The sequence below is a fragment of the Pelatocladus sp. genome, assembly GCF_059505505.1.
The window spans coordinates 19,608-37,377 of the sequence record NZ_JCACKS010000238.1; the positions used below are offsets into that span (position 1 = coordinate 19,608).

At 39.2% G+C, this 17,770-nt stretch carries 11 protein-coding genes and 3 pseudogenes; 11 read left to right on the top strand and 3 right to left on the bottom strand.

Annotation, left to right across the window (positions count from 1 at the left end; all coding sequences use genetic code 11):
• Window positions 1-269: 269 nt before the first annotated feature.
• The 6 genes and pseudogenes from AC5JMK_RS23590 to AC5JMK_RS23615 all read left to right on the top strand — a co-directional run bounded on the left by AC5JMK_RS23590 (window position 270) and on the right by AC5JMK_RS23615 (window position 4,485).
• Window positions 270-671, top strand: a complete 402-nt coding sequence (locus AC5JMK_RS23590) for a DUF2267 domain-containing protein (protein WP_096676405.1) — start codon at window positions 270-272, stop codon at window positions 669-671.
• Window positions 672-758: 87 nt separating this feature from the next.
• A complete protein-coding gene (locus AC5JMK_RS23595) occupies window positions 759-1,850 on the top strand; it encodes a DJ-1/PfpI/YhbO family deglycase/protease (RefSeq protein ID WP_096676406.1) in 1,092 nt (363 codons plus the stop codon).
• A 149-nt stretch (window positions 1,851-1,999) separates the two neighbouring features.
• A pseudogene (locus tag AC5JMK_RS23600) lies at window positions 2,000-2,494 on the top strand (SRPBCC family protein); the annotation flags it as partial.
• A gap of 78 nt (window positions 2,495-2,572) precedes the next feature.
• Window positions 2,573-2,983 (top strand): DUF6658 family protein, encoded by a 411-nt coding sequence (locus tag AC5JMK_RS23605; RefSeq protein WP_096676408.1) that lies wholly within the window; start codon window positions 2,573-2,575, stop codon window positions 2,981-2,983.
• 83 nt (window positions 2,984-3,066) lie between these two features.
• Window positions 3,067-3,979 (top strand): annotated as a pseudogene (locus AC5JMK_RS23610) (zinc-dependent alcohol dehydrogenase).
• 164 nt (window positions 3,980-4,143) lie between these two features.
• On the top strand, window positions 4,144-4,485 hold the full coding sequence (locus tag AC5JMK_RS23615) for a cupin domain-containing protein (RefSeq protein WP_096676410.1): 342 nt from the start codon (window positions 4,144-4,146) through the stop codon (window positions 4,483-4,485).
• A 42-nt stretch (window positions 4,486-4,527) separates the two neighbouring features.
• Here AC5JMK_RS23615 and AC5JMK_RS23620 read toward each other — a convergent pair whose 3' ends face one another.
• Window positions 4,528-6,126 (bottom strand): CocE/NonD family hydrolase, encoded by a 1,599-nt coding sequence (locus tag AC5JMK_RS23620; RefSeq protein WP_096676411.1) that lies wholly within the window; start codon window positions 6,124-6,126, stop codon window positions 4,528-4,530.
• Between the two features lie 738 nt (window positions 6,127-6,864).
• On the opposite strand from AC5JMK_RS23620, the gene AC5JMK_RS23625 reads away from it, so the two are divergent.
• From AC5JMK_RS23625 to AC5JMK_RS23645, 5 genes are all read left to right on the top strand, one after another.
• Window positions 6,865-8,037 carry a glycosyltransferase family 2 protein gene (locus AC5JMK_RS23625; RefSeq protein ID WP_096676412.1) on the top strand — a complete coding sequence of 391 codons (1,173 nt, stop codon included), beginning with the start codon at window positions 6,865-6,867 and terminating at the stop codon, window positions 8,035-8,037.
• Window positions 8,038-8,062: 25 nt separating this feature from the next.
• A complete protein-coding gene (locus AC5JMK_RS23630; RefSeq protein ID WP_096676413.1) occupies window positions 8,063-8,959 on the top strand; it encodes an ABC transporter permease in 897 nt (298 codons plus the stop codon).
• Entirely contained in the window at window positions 8,959-10,245 is a 1,287-nt protein-coding gene (locus AC5JMK_RS23635; RefSeq protein ID WP_096676414.1) for an ABC transporter ATP-binding protein, read from the top strand. The genes AC5JMK_RS23630 and AC5JMK_RS23635 overlap by 1 nt, the downstream gene beginning before the upstream one ends.
• A gap of 92 nt (window positions 10,246-10,337) precedes the next feature.
• Window positions 10,338-11,513 carry a glycosyltransferase gene (locus AC5JMK_RS23640; RefSeq protein WP_096679024.1) on the top strand — a complete coding sequence of 392 codons (1,176 nt, stop codon included), beginning with the start codon at window positions 10,338-10,340 and terminating at the stop codon, window positions 11,511-11,513.
• Window positions 11,489-12,547 carry a glycosyltransferase family 2 protein gene (locus tag AC5JMK_RS23645; RefSeq protein ID WP_096676415.1) on the top strand — a complete coding sequence of 353 codons (1,059 nt, stop codon included), beginning with the start codon at window positions 11,489-11,491 and terminating at the stop codon, window positions 12,545-12,547. Before AC5JMK_RS23640 ends, AC5JMK_RS23645 begins: the two co-directional genes overlap by 25 nt.
• Window positions 12,548-12,807: 260 nt before the next feature.
• Here the strand turns inward: AC5JMK_RS23645 and AC5JMK_RS23650 are convergent, their stop codons facing one another.
• On the bottom strand, window positions 12,808-16,710 hold the full coding sequence (locus AC5JMK_RS23650) for a DUF2157 domain-containing protein (RefSeq protein WP_495911158.1): 3,903 nt from the start codon (window positions 16,708-16,710) through the stop codon (window positions 12,808-12,810).
• Window positions 16,711-16,820: 110 nt separating this feature from the next.
• Window positions 16,821-17,770 (bottom strand): annotated as a pseudogene (locus tag AC5JMK_RS23655) (glycosyltransferase family 39 protein); the annotation flags it as partial.

Below are 17,770 nucleotides of genomic sequence, written 5' to 3' on the forward strand. Positions count from 1 at the left end.
TATTCAAGTTTAAATCCTAACTATTTCTTATGTATTAACTCAGAAATATTATCTATTTTGATTGAATTAAGTAAATCGCTGGGAATAAACATAATTAAGTTACGAAAAGTAAACATGCCTAAAAGCCTTACCAATAACATAGACGCGCCTTCTTCGGCTTCAAGGTAGAGTATGACAAATGACGACCCCAATTAGTTAGCTTTATTTGTGCCTACTTACTTAGTTGACATCAAAAATAAATTGGAAATGTATTTACAAGAGGTAAAAAAATGAAATATGACGAATTTATTACACATGTTCAAAGTGTTGCTCAGTTAGATACTCGTGAAGAAACAGAACGCGCTACTCGTGCCACACTAGAAACAATAAAAGAACGAATTGTTGGTGATGAAGCAAAAGATTTAGCCTCACAGTTGCCAAAAGAATTGGCAGAATGTTTGCATGGGAGAGAAGGTCAAAATGGTGGATCATTTTCACTGCAAGATTTTATCTCACGGGTGAGTAAAAAAGAGGGTGTAGAACCGACTGTTGCTGTAATGCATATTCGTTCTGTTTTTACAGTTTTACTAGATGCTGTGACACCTGGAGAATTTGCTGATTTTCAGAGTAATTTTTCAGATGATTATGCAGAATTATTTCCAACTGCATCAACTAGTGAAATACCAGGATAATTCCTGAGTATTAGCCAATATTGAGTGAGCTATATAAGCTACACAATCAATATCAAACACCAAAAAACATTTAAGTAAGGAAAATTAATGACACTTAACAATTCCAGCAAAAAAAAAGTTGCCATACTGATAGAGAACGACGTGGAGGATGCAGAATTTCAAGTACCATATAATGCGCTTAAGCAAGCGGGGATGGAAGTAGTTGTTCTCGGTTCCCGGATGAATGAAAAATATCATGGGAAAAGAGGTAAAGTTTCTATGCAACCCGATGGCACAACAACAGAAGCAATGGCTTCTGCATTTGATGCTGTAATAATTCCGGGTGGTATGGCTCCCGACAAAATGCGGCGGAATCCCAATACAGTAGGTTTTGTCCAAGATGCTATGCAGCAAGGAAAACTAGTAGCTGCGGTTTGTCACGGGCCACAAATTCTAATTGAAGGCGACTTGCTTAGAGATAAACAAGCCACTGGCTTTATAGCAATTCGCAAAGACATGATCAATGCTGGTGCTAATTACATAGATCAACCTCTAGTAATAGATGGGAATTTAATTACATCCCGTCAACCTGGAGACTTGGCAATATTTACCACAGCGATTTTAAGTCGTTTAGGTTATGGTGGCAAAGAAGCTGCATTACCTGATGAAAGTGACCAAACAGCCGAATGGTGGAAATTAGCTGACGCTTGGGGTGGTTCCACCAAAGGTGAGATTATTAAAGCTTTAAATACTGCTTTAGCTGGTGAGCGTTATAGTTTAGAAGCTTTAGATAATTACATCCAAAAAGTATCAGATGCACAAATAAAATCTCTCTTCCAACAGATGATTCCTGTGAGACAGCAGCACATTCAAAAATTGGAAGCACGGCTGGAAGAACTGGGTGAAAAACCTTCTTTGGCTGCAAATATTGCCGATAAATATGCCAAAGTCAAAACCACTCTCACTGGTAGTGATGATATCTACCAATTACGCAGCGCCTTGGGTGATTTACAAACGGGTATAGGTGACATTGGTAACTTGATGGCTGCACTTACTGACCCAGTATCAACCATGATTTTCACCGAAATCCATGAAGACCTTTTAAAATGCGAACAGCATTTAGTAGAGCTGTATCGATCGCGGATGGATATAGAGATCAAACCTGCTCAACCGACTACAGGTGCAGCTGCGACTATGTAGGTTAAAGAGGAATAGGACGCTGCTTGAGGTTGATTGTTTGTAATTGGACTTGGTGTCTTGGTGGTTAAATTAAAATTTATTTTTCACCATTAAGACACTAAGACACAAAGAAAATAATGCTTTATAAGGTTACACCTTGATAGGGATAGGAAGCCATACACATGAACAAAGCTATCAAAGTGGAAAAGACGGTAACAATTAATAAATCGGCAGATGAACTTTACCGTTTTTGGCATAACTTTGAGAATCTGCCCAAGTTTATGAAACATCTGAAATTTGTGAAGGTGTATGACAACAAAAGGTCACATTGGATCGCCAATGCACCTCTAGGTCAAAGCGTGGAATGGGATGCATATATTTTAGAAGATCGAGAAAACGAATTTATTTCTTGGGCATCCGCGCAAGGAGCAGATGTTGAGAATTCTGGTTTTGTCCGCTTCCAGAAAGCGCCTGGTGATCGGGGTACAGAAGTCAAAGTTGTTATGGAATATAACCCACCAGGGGGAGTATTGGCGGTGGCGATCGCCAAATTTTTTGGTGAGGAACCAGAACAACAAATTGGCGATGAACTTCGCCGTTTCAAAATGTTGATGGAAGCAGGTGAAATTGCCACAACAGAAGGACAATCAAAAGGACATGGTTAGTAATTAATAGTTAGGAACTATCAAAAAAAATATCCTAACAAACAAAATTATTTCAATAATTAAATCTTGAGGATTCCGATGAATAGAGTAATTTCTTTGGTTAAAAGTCTGCGTTTGCGTCAAATTATGACAGTTATTTTAGCTGGATTGACAATTTTTGTTATGCAGGCTTTTGGTAACGTACTGCCAGCCCAAGCTGATAACACAGTGAAATCACCATACGGTTATTATTACAAAGGCACACCAGACGAGAATGTTGGCAACCGACAATTTGACCAAAATAGAAATCTTACAAATAACGAAAAATCGATGGCAGATAACGCTAAAGATAATTTGAAAAACACTGCTGATAATATCCGCGAAAAACTCAATCTTGATGAGCCGCTACCCCAAAGCACAAAAGATTTCTTGAACTCAACTCAAGAGAAAACAGAAGATTTAGTTGAACCAATTACTAACACTAGAGAAGGCTACTATCAAGATAGATAGTTTCACTAAATAATTTGTTCTTTGTAATTAGTCATTTGTATCTGTGCAAATGACTAATCAGCAATAACTAAGGATTTATAATAATGAAAGCAGTTTGCTGGCATGGTGCCAATGATGTCCGAGTCGATACAGTGCCATATCCAAAAATTCTTAATCCTCGTGACGCTATCGTCAAAATTAGCTCAACAGCAATTTGTGGTTCAGACCTCCATCTTTACAACGGTTTTATTCCCACGATGGAAAAGGGTGATATTCTGGGTCACGAATTTATGGGGGAAGTCGTTGAAGTTGGCAGAGGAGTAAATAATATTAAAGTAGGCGATCGCGTTGTTGTTCCTTTTACTATTTCCTGCGGTAACTGCTTTTTCTGTAACCGAGATTTATGGTCGTTATGCGACAACTCCAACCCCAATGGTTGGATCGCAGAAAAGCTGATGGGTCACTCACCTGCTGGTCTATTTGGCTACTCTCATATGCTCGGTGGTTATGCAGGCGGTCAGGCTGAATATGCCCGTGTGCCTTTTGCGGATGTGGGTTTGTTCAAAATTCCCGATGGTTTAACAGATGATCAAGTATTATTTTTGACTGATATTTTTCCCACCGGCTACATGGCAGCAGAAAACTGTCAGATTCAACCAGGAGATATTGTTGCTGTTTGGGGTTGCGGGCCTGTTGGACAATTTGCCATTAAGAGTGCTTTTATTTTAGGAGCAGAACGTGTCATCGCCATAGACCGTATTCCCGAACGTTTACGTTTAGCTGAAAGTTATGGTGGTGCGGAAACTATTAATAGCCTTCAACAAAGCCTTGACCTTCCGCATGGGACAAACTCACGTCCACAAATACTTACAGCCCTTACTTGAACTCATCCAAGAAGGCAAAATCGATCCATCATTCATAATTACCCACAAACTACCCTTAGAACAAGCACCCCACGGCTACGAGATTTTCAAACACAAAAAAGATAACTGCATTAAAGTCGTCCTCAAACCATGAGACAACCCCCCAACACGACAATAGCAACTCTATTCGCCCGTAACTGGTGGACATTGGTATTTCGCGGTGCGATCGCAATACTTTAAATTGGAATACATCAGGGCTACCAGTTATTTAGGGACTTCCAAAAAATAACTATAGAAATAGAATATAAGGAGAAAACTATGCCTGACACAAGCATTAAAAAAGTAGATTCTGCCTATTCTCCCAAAGGTGAACATGGTGAAAAATACCTCGCATCTGGTAAATCAATTTCCATGCGCCTTTGGGAAAATGAACAACCTGGAGAACCAAAACCAGCAACAACACGGGAGTATGAAACCGTGGGTTATGTAATTAAAGGTCGTGCTGAGTTACATATTGAAGGTCAAACCGTTTTGCTGGAAACAGGAAGTTCCTGGGTTGTAGCAAAAGGAGCATCTCACACTTACAAGATTTTAGAACCATTTACTGCCGTTGAAGCAACTAGTCCCCCTGCTCAAGTACACGGACGGGATGAAGGTTAAAAACCTACACTTTTGAGCTGTTCCCTGTTCCCCATTCCCTCTTTAAGATACAGCAACGACAGGTAATAACACTTGGGAAAGGGAATCACCGCCCGAACTAATTGTTAATGTAATAATTTCTGCTTCCATACCCACAATTGAATGATTACCAGGATTAATTGCATAGGCTGGAAAACAAGCCGCACTTAAGCTTAATCGCAAGGCATTACCTTTGGCAATTCGCACACAGGTAGCCTGCAATTGAATTTTTCTAGTGATGCGATTCATGCCATCTTGACAACGCAAATAACCTTGTGTCAAATTATATACTTTTCCATTAGGATAAATTTCTGATAGCACCACAGATAAATCAAAGCTGGGTTTATCTGCACTACAGGAAATAGCTACGACTACATCGCCTGCTAAATGCAAGTCAAAATCAAGTGGTTCACTGGTGTAAGTTAAAACATCTGAGCGACAATCAATATGCGATCGCTCAAAAATACCCGCAGGTATACTCGCATGACCACCCAAAGCAGGGACTGGTCGCCAGGGATCATGAACTAAGATGTCATCTATCCCAGATTCGGGGCAAGTTGTGCTGAGAATACCTTCATCCTCCCGAATATTGGCAATTCCATAACTTGACAAAAAGTAAGTCTTATGTTCAAATTCTGGAAGATTGGGAAAACCTTGCCAAGTATTACTGCCCATCTCAAACATCCATACAGGTAGCTGATTAGTTAAACCAGTGTCCACACCTTTAAGAAACTGGTCAAACCAACATATTTGCATCCGATCTACAGGGCTAATAGCATTAATACCAAAGTCTATTTCCCCAACTTTGCGACTCCAAGGTAAATGCGTCCATGGCCCTACTAAAAGCTGTTGGCGGTACTGACTCCGCGCTGCCATATCTTTGTATAAATTCAAAGTACCACGCAAATATGTATCAAACCATCCTCCAATATGAAACATGGGCAAATCAACATTTTTCAAATGCGTTTTGGGCGAAAGATTTTCCCAATAAGCATCAGGTTGGGAATGTTCTACCCACTCATGATAAAAAGAATCGGAGGCAAGATTTTTGAGGATTTCTGGACGGGTAGGAAGTGGATCGTATAGAGGTAAATTTCGAGATGCACTCAACAAACCTTGATAAGCTTGTCTATTTCCTCGCAAACGGGCGGTTTCCATCGCTAATTGTATCGCCCAAGCCAGATTTGTGTGCAAACAAAATGCACTGCCTTCATAAGCCCAATCTGTGTATACATCATAACTTATCATCGCCGGACAAATGGCTTTGAGGGCAGCTGGTTTAGCAGCAGCAGCATATAGTTGAGTCATCCCTTGGTAAGAGAAACCATACATCCCGACTGCACCATTACTACCAGGTAAACTTGCAGCCCAATTTACAGCATCTTCACCATCGGTAATTTCGTAAGTAAATAATTTGAATTTACCTGCTGATGTACCACGTCCCCGAACATCTTGAATCACCACAATGTAACCTTGGCTAGCGTACCAAGTCGGATGAGCATAGACAACAGTAGATGCGATCGCTCTACCATAGGGTTGGCGCATCAATAATACAGGAAATGTTCCTTCAGCATCCGGGCGATAAATATCAGCATCCAGACGGACTCCATCGCGAGTGTACATGGATGCATTTTGTTTGGGAAGGACTTTAAGCATGAGTATGATGGGGAGATGATAAATTCAACCACAGTATAGATGCAGATGCCCACAAATGAATTAGATGAAATTACATAGAAGATTATTGGCTGTGCGTAGATAGTAAATTTTTAATTGTTTAATTTTTAGCTTCATCGGTGAGAGAAAACCTATATCTCACTCAAAGAGGAGTATGGAATAAATTATCGGTTAAAAATGAAACACAATACCTTTTAACAACATTAAACCTCAACGTTAGAGGACTCTCAAAATCCAGACTAGATTGAAAATAGGATTGGGAATTAACTTAGCAGCAAAGGTAAAATTTTATTCATGAATATTTTTCTTAAAGCTATACACAGAGGTCATTTTGAGGATTTAGTGGCATTCGTGTAACCATGCTACCTTTAGCTTTTCTAAGCATCCACCTAACAATAACTTTATATTCAACGATACTTTATCTTTATTTCTTTAAAATATTATTTACTTTGAAGTAGTAATCTTGATGGAGAAAATTAAGTCAGTAGTTTTCGTTAAAGCCTGAGCATTTACTTGTCAAAAAAGCATGTAAACGCTTATACCAAAGTCTCTCTCTGTGCGGGAAAAATATTTTTACATTTTGTTTTAACGTATCTTAATTCAGTATTAATCTAAATTAATAGCGTAAAACGAAGCACAAAACTACATGAAGAGAGCTTAAGTAAAAACAAGACGGCTAGAAAGCAAATGTACCAGTGTTCCCCATTAGTTTCAGTAATTATACCAGCCTATAATGCTGAGGCTTTTATTAGTCAAACATTAAACTCTGTCCTGTCTCAAACCTATAAAAACATTGAGGTTTTAGTTGCAGATGACGGCTCGCAGGACAGAACTCCTGAAATTGTCAAATCCATTGCACAAAAAGATCAACGTGTCACTTTATTACAGCAGTCAAATCAAGGAGTTGCTGCTGCTCGTAACTTGGCAATCGAAAATTCTCGTGGTGAATACATTGCACCCATTGATGCTGATGATATTTGGTATCCTTTAAAACTAGAAAGACAAATGCAATGCATGTTACAAGCACAACCATTTGTTGGGCTTGTCTATTGCTGGTCAGCATGGATTGATGAGCAGGGTTCAATTATTGGAGAATATCGTGATTATGGCTTTGACAAGCTAGAAGGAAATATTTATCCAGCTTTGGTTTATCACAATTTTATAGGTCATGCTAGCTCACCTCTGATTCGTCGTACTTGTCTAGAGAAAGTTGGTAAGTACAACTGCAAATTAAAAGAAAATAAAGCTCAAGGTTGTGAAGACTGGGATCTTTACTTGCGTATTGCTGAGAATTATCAATTCCGTCTGGTACCAGAATTTTTGGTTGGTTATCGTCAGCTAACTACAAGTATGTCCGGTAGTGCGATCTCAATGGCAAGGTCTTACGAGTTAGTTTTGACAAATTCGCAGCAACAGCACCCAGAGGTTTCAAGCAGTCTCTATCAATGGTCTAAAGGTCATTTTTACAACTATCTGTTTGGGAAAAGCTACTTTTGCGGTGCTAATTGGAATAGTTTTCTGTTTCTAGTCAAAGCTTTACAGTCAGATTTGATGTTATTTTTACGCCCAAGTGTGTATAAATTGTTTGTGATTTGCCTTTTAAAAGTTGTGCTTAAACCGTTGACTTCTTTAATTTGGCCAGATCATTACTCTTGGGTACAGTTCAAACAAAAATTAAGGTTGAATAAGCAGTCAAATCAACGACGGGAAATGACAATTGCTGACATCACTGAGCAAGCCAAAAAAAGCAAGCAGCTTTGGAAACCATATGACAGAGTTTTGCGACAAAGATGGTTGAAAGTTATGCAAATGTGTCAACCGCCATCTTCTCAAACATTCAGACAAAAAATTTCTGTGTAATCCATTTTGACAACTCCTTCCATTTATGGGCAAATTAAAAAGTAAGCCATCGCAATTAAATTCACGATCAGATCGGCGATCGCGAAAGGTGGTTTACACACCTAAAAGTCAGCTGGAGCATCCTGTTGAATTATTCAAAGCAATGGGGCGAGACTTGCTTGCTTGTCGGGAATTGGCTAGACAGCTAATGGTACGGGATATTAGCGCCCAATATCGGCAGTCTTTTTTAGGGATTTTTTGGGCTTTTGTTCCACCAATTATCACTGCTTTAGGTTTTACTTTTGCTAGTAACGCCAAAATCGTGAATGTGGGAGTGACAGATTTGCCTTACCCAGCTTATGTCATGTTTAGCATGGCTCTATGGCAGACTTTTACAGAAGCACTGAACGCTCCGATTCAAGCAGTGACAGGTGCCAAGCAGATGCTAGCTAGAATCAATTTTCCACGTGAGGCACTCATCCTTGCCAAGCTGGGCGAAATATTTTTTAACTTTGCCATCAAACTAATTCTCATCGTGGGGTTGTTCATTTGGTTTCAGATGCCAGTGAGTTGGACTGTAATTTTGGCACCAGTAGCCTTGATTCATTTGGTGATTTTAGGGACATTTATCGGCTTATTACTAGCTCCCCTTGGTGTTCTATACAACGACATCACTAAGGGTTTGACCTTAATTATCGGACTCTGGCTGTTTTTGACACCAGTAGTTTATCCTGTTCCCCGTGGGGGTGGATTAGCAGCAATTGTACAACTAAATCCAGTTACTCCATTGCTTGTGACAACACGAGAGTTGGCAACCACAGGTGTAGTGTCGAACCCATACGGTTTTTGGTTGGCGAGTCTCATTGCCATAGTGGGATTACTGCTGGCCTGGCTCATATATCGTCTAGCGATGCCTTTTGTTGTTGAGCGGATCAGTTCCTAATGACGATTAACTTTACCGATCAAGAAATTTTAGAAAAGCCACAAGATGATGAGGTGATTCTCTCAGTTAAAGGAGTCTCGAAAAAGTTTTGCCGTGACTTGAAGCGATCGCTACTTTACGGAGTTCAGGATATTGTCAGTGAAGTAACAAGAACGCGAACATCCAGCCAGAAGCTCAGACCAAAAGAATTTTGGGCGTTAAAAGATGTCAGTTTTGAGTTACGCCGAGGAGAATCACTCGGTTTAATAGGGCCAAATGGTAGTGGAAAAACGACACTACTAAAAATTATTAGTGGCTTAATTAAGCCGGATACTGGTTTTGTGGAAGTTACTGGTCGGTTAGCACCACTAATTGCCTTGGGAGCGGGATTTAATCCAATTTTGACAGGACGGGAAAATGTCTATACAAATATGTCAATTTTGGGTTTGTCTAGACAAGAAATTGATGAGCGATTTCAGGATGTCGTAGATTTTGCAGAAATCGGGGATGCTATTGATGCTCCAGTGCAATCCTACAGTTCAGGGATGGCAGCAAGGTTAGGATTTGCTTGTGCAATTCATACAGAACCAGAAATTCTTCTCATTGATGAAGTGCTAGCTGTAGGAGATATAAAATTTAAAGCCAAGTGTTATCGTAAGCTGTACGATCTCCGTCAAAAAGGCATATCTTTTATCTTGGTCAACCACAATACTCAAGCAATATTACATGCATGTGAATCCGCAATTTATCTACAGAAAGGCGAATTCGTTGTATCTGGTGACATAGAAAAAGTGATCAAAAGATATGAAGAAGATTTGTTTTTGGGTAGTCCCACAAATCAAGAAAATGCAGTCATGTTTCTACCAGAAAAATTAGAAACTGAAAGTTTAGGAATAGATATAGCTTCGCTTTTCTTTATAGATCAACAGGGAAAAATTCTTGAATCAATAGTTAGTGGTCAAAACCTAATTTTTTGTGTTGGTATTAAAGCTTACAAGAAAGTTGATCATGTTAATCTCCATTTAAAAATTACAGAATTAGGTAGTGAAGGTGGTTCAACTTTATTTATAAGTGGAGGAAATGATCAAACGTTTTTTGAAGTCCTCCCAGGAGAACATGAAATACAAGTTCATTTGCCTTCTCTGGGCTTTAGACCTGGTACATATACCATGAGCGTTAAAGTCAAAACTGGCTCTTTTTATACGTTTGATGTGGTTGAATCTTTCAAATTTACAGTCGAATCAGATGGCAAGATGAGTGGATGTAAGTTTTATCAGCCAAGGTCGTGGAAGCTTGTGAGTAAGTAAATTAAGGCTACGTGCAATCACCAAACAATAAATCTAACATGGCAACATTAAAATCGCTGCTCTATTTATCTTATGGAAATCTGCCTTCAAAAATGGCTCATACGATACAAGTTGCTAAAATGGCGCAAGCCTTATCTCAAAAGCTGGAAAAGTTTGAGTTAGTGACGGGTGGAGATATTAAGTCAACTTTGAAAGGGATGGATGCAGAATTTAAAGATTGGTATGGCTTACACTGCAATTTTAAGGTAGTACGTATCCCAACACATATTAGGGTAAATTACCCTTTCCCCTCAGATTATTACAATCCAAGATTTTTTAAATTAGCTGTTTTGTATGCCTGTCTGCAATCTCCTTCTTTGGTATATACCCGTACACCTAACATCGTTGAGCTTTTGCTGAAGATGGGTATACCAGTTATATGGGAAAAGCATGAACCGATTAACGATGATTCTCCCAGTCGGAAATTTTTTGATGATCAAAATTTTATCGGTTTCGTGACTATATCGCCCCAATTGTTAAACCAATATATCAAACATGGTCTCAGTCCCGAAAAGGCTTTATTTGTCCATAGCGGTGTAGATTTAAGCAATTTTTTGCCCTACCAAGCAAAAGATTTTGCTCGCCAAAAGCTATCCTTTGCTCAAGATGAAAAAATCGTTTTATACTCTGGGCATCTATATGAACATAAAGGAATTCCAACACTTTTAAAAACTGCTAGCCTGATGCCAGAATATAAATTTGTTTTGGTAGGAGGATGGATTAATGATATTAATAGAGTCAAAAAAGAGTGTGAAAATCTGAACTTAAACAACGTAAACATTGTCGGTCATGTAGTGCAATCAGAATTAGCCTCATATTTGTACGCAGCAGATGTTCTGATTCTTCCTACTAGTAAGTATTGGCATTTAAGTGAAACGACTAGCCCCCTCAAACTGTTTGAATATATGGCTACTAGAAGACCAATTGTTGCTTCAGCATTGCCAACTATTAAAACAGTATTGCGCGATCGCGAAAATGCTCTTTTGGCACAACCTGATGAACCTCTTGCATTCAAACAAGCAATAGTCCAATTATTTGAAAATCCAACACTAGCAAGTGCAATTGCTGAACGTGCTTTTGAAGAGGTACATAACTTTACTTGGGATAGTAGAGTCGAGCGGATTTTGCAGTTTGCTGCACCTAGATTACAAAAAATTGATCAAAGCTTAACTAATCCTAGAACAAACTTGATGAGATATATCAAATGTTACCTAAAATCAGCGTTGTGATGTCAGTTTACAATGGCGGCCAGTACTTACAGGAGTCTATAGAAAGTATTCTTAATCAGACTTTTACTAATTTTGAATTCATTGTGATTGATGACGGCTCTATCGATAGTAGCTGGGAAATACTTACTAGATATGCAAAAGAAGATCAGCGGATTAAGTTGTTCAAGAATGAAGAAAATCTTGGTTTAACTAAGTCTCTAAACAAAGGATTGAAACTAGCACAAGGAGAATATATCGCTCGACAGGATGCAGACGATGTGTCCTTACCCGAAAGGTTTGAGAAGCAGGTGAAATTTTTGGATCAGTCTCCAGAAGTCGTTCTAGTATCTTGCAATATAGAATGGATCGACCCTGAAGGACGTTTTCTCGGAAAACAGCCAAGAGATTGCGATCGCGATTTAGTAGCTTGGTACTTGTTGTTCTATAATCATCTGGCAGGTCACAGCCAAGTGATGTTTAGGCAAAAGCCTGTGAGAAATTTAGGCGGTTATTGCGAGAATTATCGCTATAGTCAAGACTACGAACTTTGGAGCCGTCTCATTCAGGTTAGTGATATTGTTATTTTGTCTGATGCTCTACTACAACAACGCCGTCACGACAAGAGTATTTCTTCTGCCAAGAAATTAGATCAGGATACTTACTCTCTGACCAACTCCAAGCGTAATATTAAACAATTGCTGGGCGAAGAACTGAGCCTAGAAGAAGTAGATGAACTTAGGGGTTTTTGGCTAGGTCATTGGTGTTCATCCCTTTTCCCATCAAGTCAAAATGTTAGTTCTATAAACTCCAGACTCAAGGAAATTTACCAAGTGTTTGTGCTGCAATCTGCACAACACAACCGTTGTAATTCTGATCTGTCTCTGCGATTGCGTGTCCGTATCGCGCAGCAGTTTGGATTCTGGATTAGAAGTCTCAGCATACGACGAGAATTAATATCAAAATTCCAGATTTCACTTTATGTCTTGGTCTGGTATCCACCAGCTTTACTAGATTGCTGGTTAAAAGAGATTAAGAGATTATTTGCGATCGCGTAGCGGCTGCTTTGCAGCATCGCTTTCACGTTTGTGGTGAAATTTAAACATTCATAGAAAAGGTTAAAGCGTTTCTTACAAATGCTTTAATCTTTTCTATAAATCAAAGAGTATTCATAGAAAAGGTTAAAACGTTTCTTACAAATGCTTTAATCTTTTCTATAGATCAAAGAGTATTCATAGAAAAGGTTAAAACGTTTCTTACAAATGCTTTAATCTTTTCTATAGATCAAAGAATGTTTGTAATAAACGTTTCTTGTTGGCTACTCCCAATCTTGAAATTTATCGCCAGTACTGCGAAGTACGGAATTTAACTGGGTGCGATGGGTTTCAAAGTTGGCGGCGATGGAAATAAAGATAATACCTGCTACTAAGCCAATAATCCATTTAAAAAATGAGTAGCGCAAGCTAAAAAGCACCAATTGATAAAAACCAGTAATCAAAAAGGTAGCTGTACCAACATAGAGAAAAGCCCGCACTCGCAAACCTAAACCTGTAAAAATAGCGATGAGACTAAAAATTCCTGGTATGAAGGCTGTATCTTGATGAAATAAAATTGCCCATCCGCAAATTAAGCCGCTACTCAACAATCGCCAGTAGTGACGACTGGTTTTCATCTCTGGTTGTCTCAGTTGTGGATCAAATTGGGCAATATATAGTAGTGATAAACCAATTACTGTCACATACCATAAACTATCATTCAAACCGAATGCAGCAAACCAACGGAAAATAGCCCAATCAATTAATGCCACACTGATGTAAGTAACACGAAATTGATGGCTAATGATACCGAGGAAAGCATAAAATCCGGCTGTTAACAGCAAAGCAATTGGATTAATTTGTAGCCTGGTTTCCCATAAAAGTATGAGTGGTATGATGTAGGCGGCTCGTTGCCAAGGTCTTTTTGACCAACCCCAGTTTTGCCAAGGTAAGATGTAGAGGAAATAGGCAACGATACAGGCGATCGCAGCATTCCAAGGTACTAACGGCCCAGCAAACCATTGTCCCACAGCCGTTTCTCGCCAAAATATCCTCATTGCAGCTACTTCTAATAAGCCCAAGTAAACCCAGATTTCATCAGGTGTCACTATTGACGCGGGGACAGAAGAATTCTCCGCGTCTTCTGTGTGTCGGGGGAATCTTCCCTGAAAAATCGCATAACGAATCAAAAATACTCCTGTTCCCAAACCCAAGATACGGTTGACTTGGATGGGTGCAGCGATCGCAACTATTAATAAAAAGCTACTCCAAGCCCAGTGCAGATGAGCAATTATTTTTAATTCTTGTGGTGTCAGTCGTAAATAATTGACTAGCCAAGGCGACAATAGACGATAGGCATACATTATAGTTGTGCCTAAAGCTGACATGGCAATTAAACCATCACCCCATGCACCTCCTGAAGCTTGCAACATTTGATAGAACAATAGTTCATAGGCAGAAATTGATATGCCTAGAATTCCCAGATAAACTAGAGGCTTGAATTCTTGCCGACGTCGCCCGACTCCAATTACAATTACAGCTACACCCAAAGATGCTAAACCTGTCCAGTTGGTGAAAGTGTGCAAGCGTAGGAGTAAACTGAAGCCTGCATATATCAACGGGAGAATATGAAAGCTGCTAGGTAATCTTTCTAAACGGTATCGGCGTTGCCACCATTCGCCAAATAGTTGAGAGAATAAACCCAAGGCGATATTAGCGATCGCAATTTGAATCATAGAGCGATCGCCAAAAGCTAGCAACTCGGCAATTAATAATTCTAAACACCAACCGATGCCATAAAAAGCAAAGTTTGTTGGTTGTCGCCAACTACGATAAATTATGGCTGCCAAAATAATTACATTAGCAGCAACATATAACAATCCAGGAGTTGCAACACCTTGATAAACCCAGACAGAGTGCAGTGTCAAACTTAATAACTCTACACCAGTTAATGCGATCGCCCATCTGTCTGTGGCAACTGCATATATACTTGCTAATTCATTACCTCTATTTTGGAGAGTTGCGCGAGTTAGCCATAATCCAAAAATAGTAATTGCTCCAACTATATACCAGCCCTGTGCTGACAATTTTGCTAGTTCCCACAGCAAAGCGGCGATCGCACTTAAAACAAATCCAACTGTAATTATTGCAAGCTGTTTGTGTCTTAAAAAACTCGTATTCACAAACATCAAAGCCGCAGCAACTGTCAAACCGATTAATCTGGCTGTCGATACAGGTAAAATTAGTAACTGGCTAAGTCCTAATCCGATGACACTTAAGACAGTAGTGAAATCTCGCTTTTGTCCACTACTACGACTAGCAACACCTGTGAGAGTTAGAGGAGTAATTAACCAAATCAGTCCCCAATAGCCATTATTGACAGCATAGTTTCTCCAGACAGATTCAGCATTCACCCAAAGTAGATAAAAACTAATTGCAGCGAGTCCCAAACCAATATACCAAGCACTGCGTCGCCACCAACCAGAACCAAGACTAAATAGCCATTCGGCTACCATCATAACTAACAAAATTGTTGCCCAAATTTCATTATTCAGATCTGGGAACACCCAATCAATGATCGAACACAGCGTCAAGACTCCGGTGATGTGAGTCAGATATATCAAGGTTGGGGAGACAGGTAAAGACACAGATGAGGGATCTTCAACAGATCCTCTGTCCCGATACATGTACCTTCGGGTGACAATTGCTAGAGTAATTGTAGATAAAAGTAGATTTAGCGATCGCAATGCTGGGTTAGCTAAAGCAATTACAGTTAATGCACAAGCAAAAGCCAATGTTAGCTGTTCACCAAATTTAGCTATTTCTCTTCTACGAATGCGGTACAGCTTATCTGTCAGCAGCACCATCAAAATCACGTAGGGAAATAGAGCGATACTTAGTAAAGCCCAAGCTTCACCTTGAGAATTAGTAAGTTGAGTTGCTGTGGCGATCGCTAATTTCTGCAATTCGTAGGGTACTAATCGCCAACCTAGCCAAATTGTCTCTAAACCGATTAAAAAGATAGCTACAAAATCACGTCGGCGGTTATATAGTTGTAAACGATGGGCGAAAAACCACAAAGTCAAGCCACTTACAGCTATTGCTTGTCCAGGATGAGATACTACTGAAAATAGCCAGCCGAGGAATAATAAAATACCACCTATGAGTTGCCAAGGTAGTTGTAGAGACGTACCATGGTACGTCTCTACATTTGTTGATAATGTTAGCCAAGTCACTAGCCATCCGCAAATACCAACAGCTAATCCCAACTGGGTAACATCTAGGTGGTGAATAAAAATTCCTCTAATTAGTAATACCAGCAAGGCATAAACTACAACAGAGGCAGATAAACTAATACCACTACCAGTTTGTCTATCTGTTTGTCGTGATAGTGAACGAGTTTGATAGACTGTAATTAGAGTTGTTCCTACTACTGCTAAATAAAGTGCTATTAAGGGAAATTCGGGTAAATTCCAGCCCCAGTGCAAATAACTTAGTCCGAGAATATTGACTAAAAATAATTTCTGATTGGCTAAATTGGTAGTAAATAATCGGCTTTGTCCTATTAAAACTGTAATCGCAGTTAGACAAATAGAAGCGATCGCCACTATCATCCAGTTTACAGGATTTTGCCATAATCCAAAGCGATCTATTGCCCAAAAATTTATCGGTACTAATAAAAGCGTGACAATTAACAATGTCTGCGCTGTTAGTCTCAAATTACTTTGCTTGGCTGTCCAAAAACTCATTCCCCCAAAACTCAGGGTATAAGCAAACAAAACCCCATATTGTCCAACTGTGGGAAATTTTTCCCACTGACTAGCTGCAAGGACTCCTGAAGATAGCACTACCAGAAATACTCCCAAAAATAGCAGCCAACGCACACTTAATTCTGAGAGAAATGACTGCAATATTTCTGTTGCAAAATTCGGTTTGGCTGGTTCTGGTGCGATCGCATTGACAGATAATTGTACAGCTTCAGATGTGACAGTTGCTTCCTCTGGTTCAGGTTGAATCTGAGGAGCTAATACTACCTTGCAAACAAGGTTATCTCGACACAGTTGCCTAACTTGGGCATCAGATATCAAGCCCAAATGCAGCCAGGTATCGAGTCCCTGTAATAACTGCGGATGGTAAGATGGCAACCTGACTTCAATTTTGAGCGGGCGATCAAGTGGGGATGACATAAGTAGTAGCAATGCAGCTAAGATACTTAAATCATCAGTTTATCCAATTATATTTTCGCTCTAGCTATGCCACTTATGCTGCTGACTTTGGTTAAGTTTTGTTTTAGCGATTAAAGAGAACTAAAGTCCTGACTACAAACTTTTACTTGAGAACGAAGAATATTTCGTGCTGAGAGATACATCAAAATCAACAAAGGAGTGACCAAAAGTAAGACTAAATACCAGGGAACACCTGCATGTAAAAAAGAATTAGACCACACATTTATCGTGCTGCTTGCATACTCATTTGCTTCTGAGTATGTATTTTTAATAGTTATGATTGGTGCATGAGTTAATATCCGTACAATATTGCCGTATGCGCCAGTGATCATATCTATTGGCTGACTCTGCCAAAAATTCCAAATAAAATTATTGTTAACATCCATAGTAGCAATACCGCGTTGCAAGGCGTACATCATGCGAAAATGCCAATTGGAAATTATGGAGGATAAAGCAAGAATAAAACCAAAACTTGCTAGCAAGATTGTGGCAATTCTCAAGGCTGTTTTTTGCCAAATAAACTCTAGATTAACAGCAAAAGGTAAAAAGGCGATCGGCACAATCGGGAGAAAGTGACGAGAACCCCATCCTGCTGCACCATACCAGTTTCTCAATTTGGCATGAAGTAAAAACCAGAGTATAGTAATTGCTGCGATGTATATTGCTTCTTTTTTATGCTCTCTATAAAACTTTTTGAATAAAATTACAGACAAAATTAGTAAAGGAGCATAAATAAATATGCTTTTACCTGGACTGAAAAGTAAACCACTTATTCCTAAAAAAATATTACCGTCTAAAGCATTGTTTTCAGCATAAATTGCTGTTTGTACAGGAGATTTATAAAAAATCCCTGTTCTTAAATAATTGTACCAAGATTGCCAGACGAAAAAAGGTATAAGTGTGAAGATTGCTAATGATAGTTCTCGAAAACGTGTCTTGAAAGAAGAACGATAAATACTAAATAAATGTAACTCCCCAGGTAGGACTGTAAGGATCATTCCATTGAGAGAAGAATTATGGT

Bases quoted from the DNA above. Each gene is read 5' to 3' on its own strand.
- AC5JMK_RS23645 (WP_096676415.1), top strand. From the start codon at position 11,489: ATGTTACCTAAAATCAGCGTTGTGATGTCAGTTTACAATGGCGGCCAG.
- AC5JMK_RS23590 (WP_096676405.1), top strand. From the start codon at position 270: ATGAAATATGACGAATTTATTACACATGTTCAAAGTGTTGCTCAGTTA.
- AC5JMK_RS23640 (WP_096679024.1), top strand. From the start codon at position 10,338: ATGGCTCATACGATACAAGTTGCTAAAATGGCGCAAGCCTTATCTCAA.
- AC5JMK_RS23595 (WP_096676406.1), top strand. From the start codon at position 759: ATGACACTTAACAATTCCAGCAAAAAAAAAGTTGCCATACTGATAGAG.
- AC5JMK_RS23615 (WP_096676410.1), top strand. From the start codon at position 4,144: ATGCCTGACACAAGCATTAAAAAAGTAGATTCTGCCTATTCTCCCAAA.
- AC5JMK_RS23620 (WP_096676411.1), bottom strand. From the start codon at position 6,126: ATGTACACTCGCGATGGAGTCCGTCTGGATGCTGATATTTATCGCCCG.
- AC5JMK_RS23650 (WP_495911158.1), bottom strand. From the start codon at position 16,710: ATGTCATCCCCACTTGATCGCCCGCTCAAAATTGAAGTCAGGTTGCCA.
- AC5JMK_RS23625 (WP_096676412.1), top strand. From the start codon at position 6,865: ATGTACCAGTGTTCCCCATTAGTTTCAGTAATTATACCAGCCTATAAT.
- AC5JMK_RS23605 (WP_096676408.1), top strand. From the start codon at position 2,573: ATGAATAGAGTAATTTCTTTGGTTAAAAGTCTGCGTTTGCGTCAAATT.
- AC5JMK_RS23635 (WP_096676414.1), top strand. From the start codon at position 8,959: ATGACGATTAACTTTACCGATCAAGAAATTTTAGAAAAGCCACAAGAT.
- AC5JMK_RS23630 (WP_096676413.1), top strand. From the start codon at position 8,063: ATGGGCAAATTAAAAAGTAAGCCATCGCAATTAAATTCACGATCAGAT.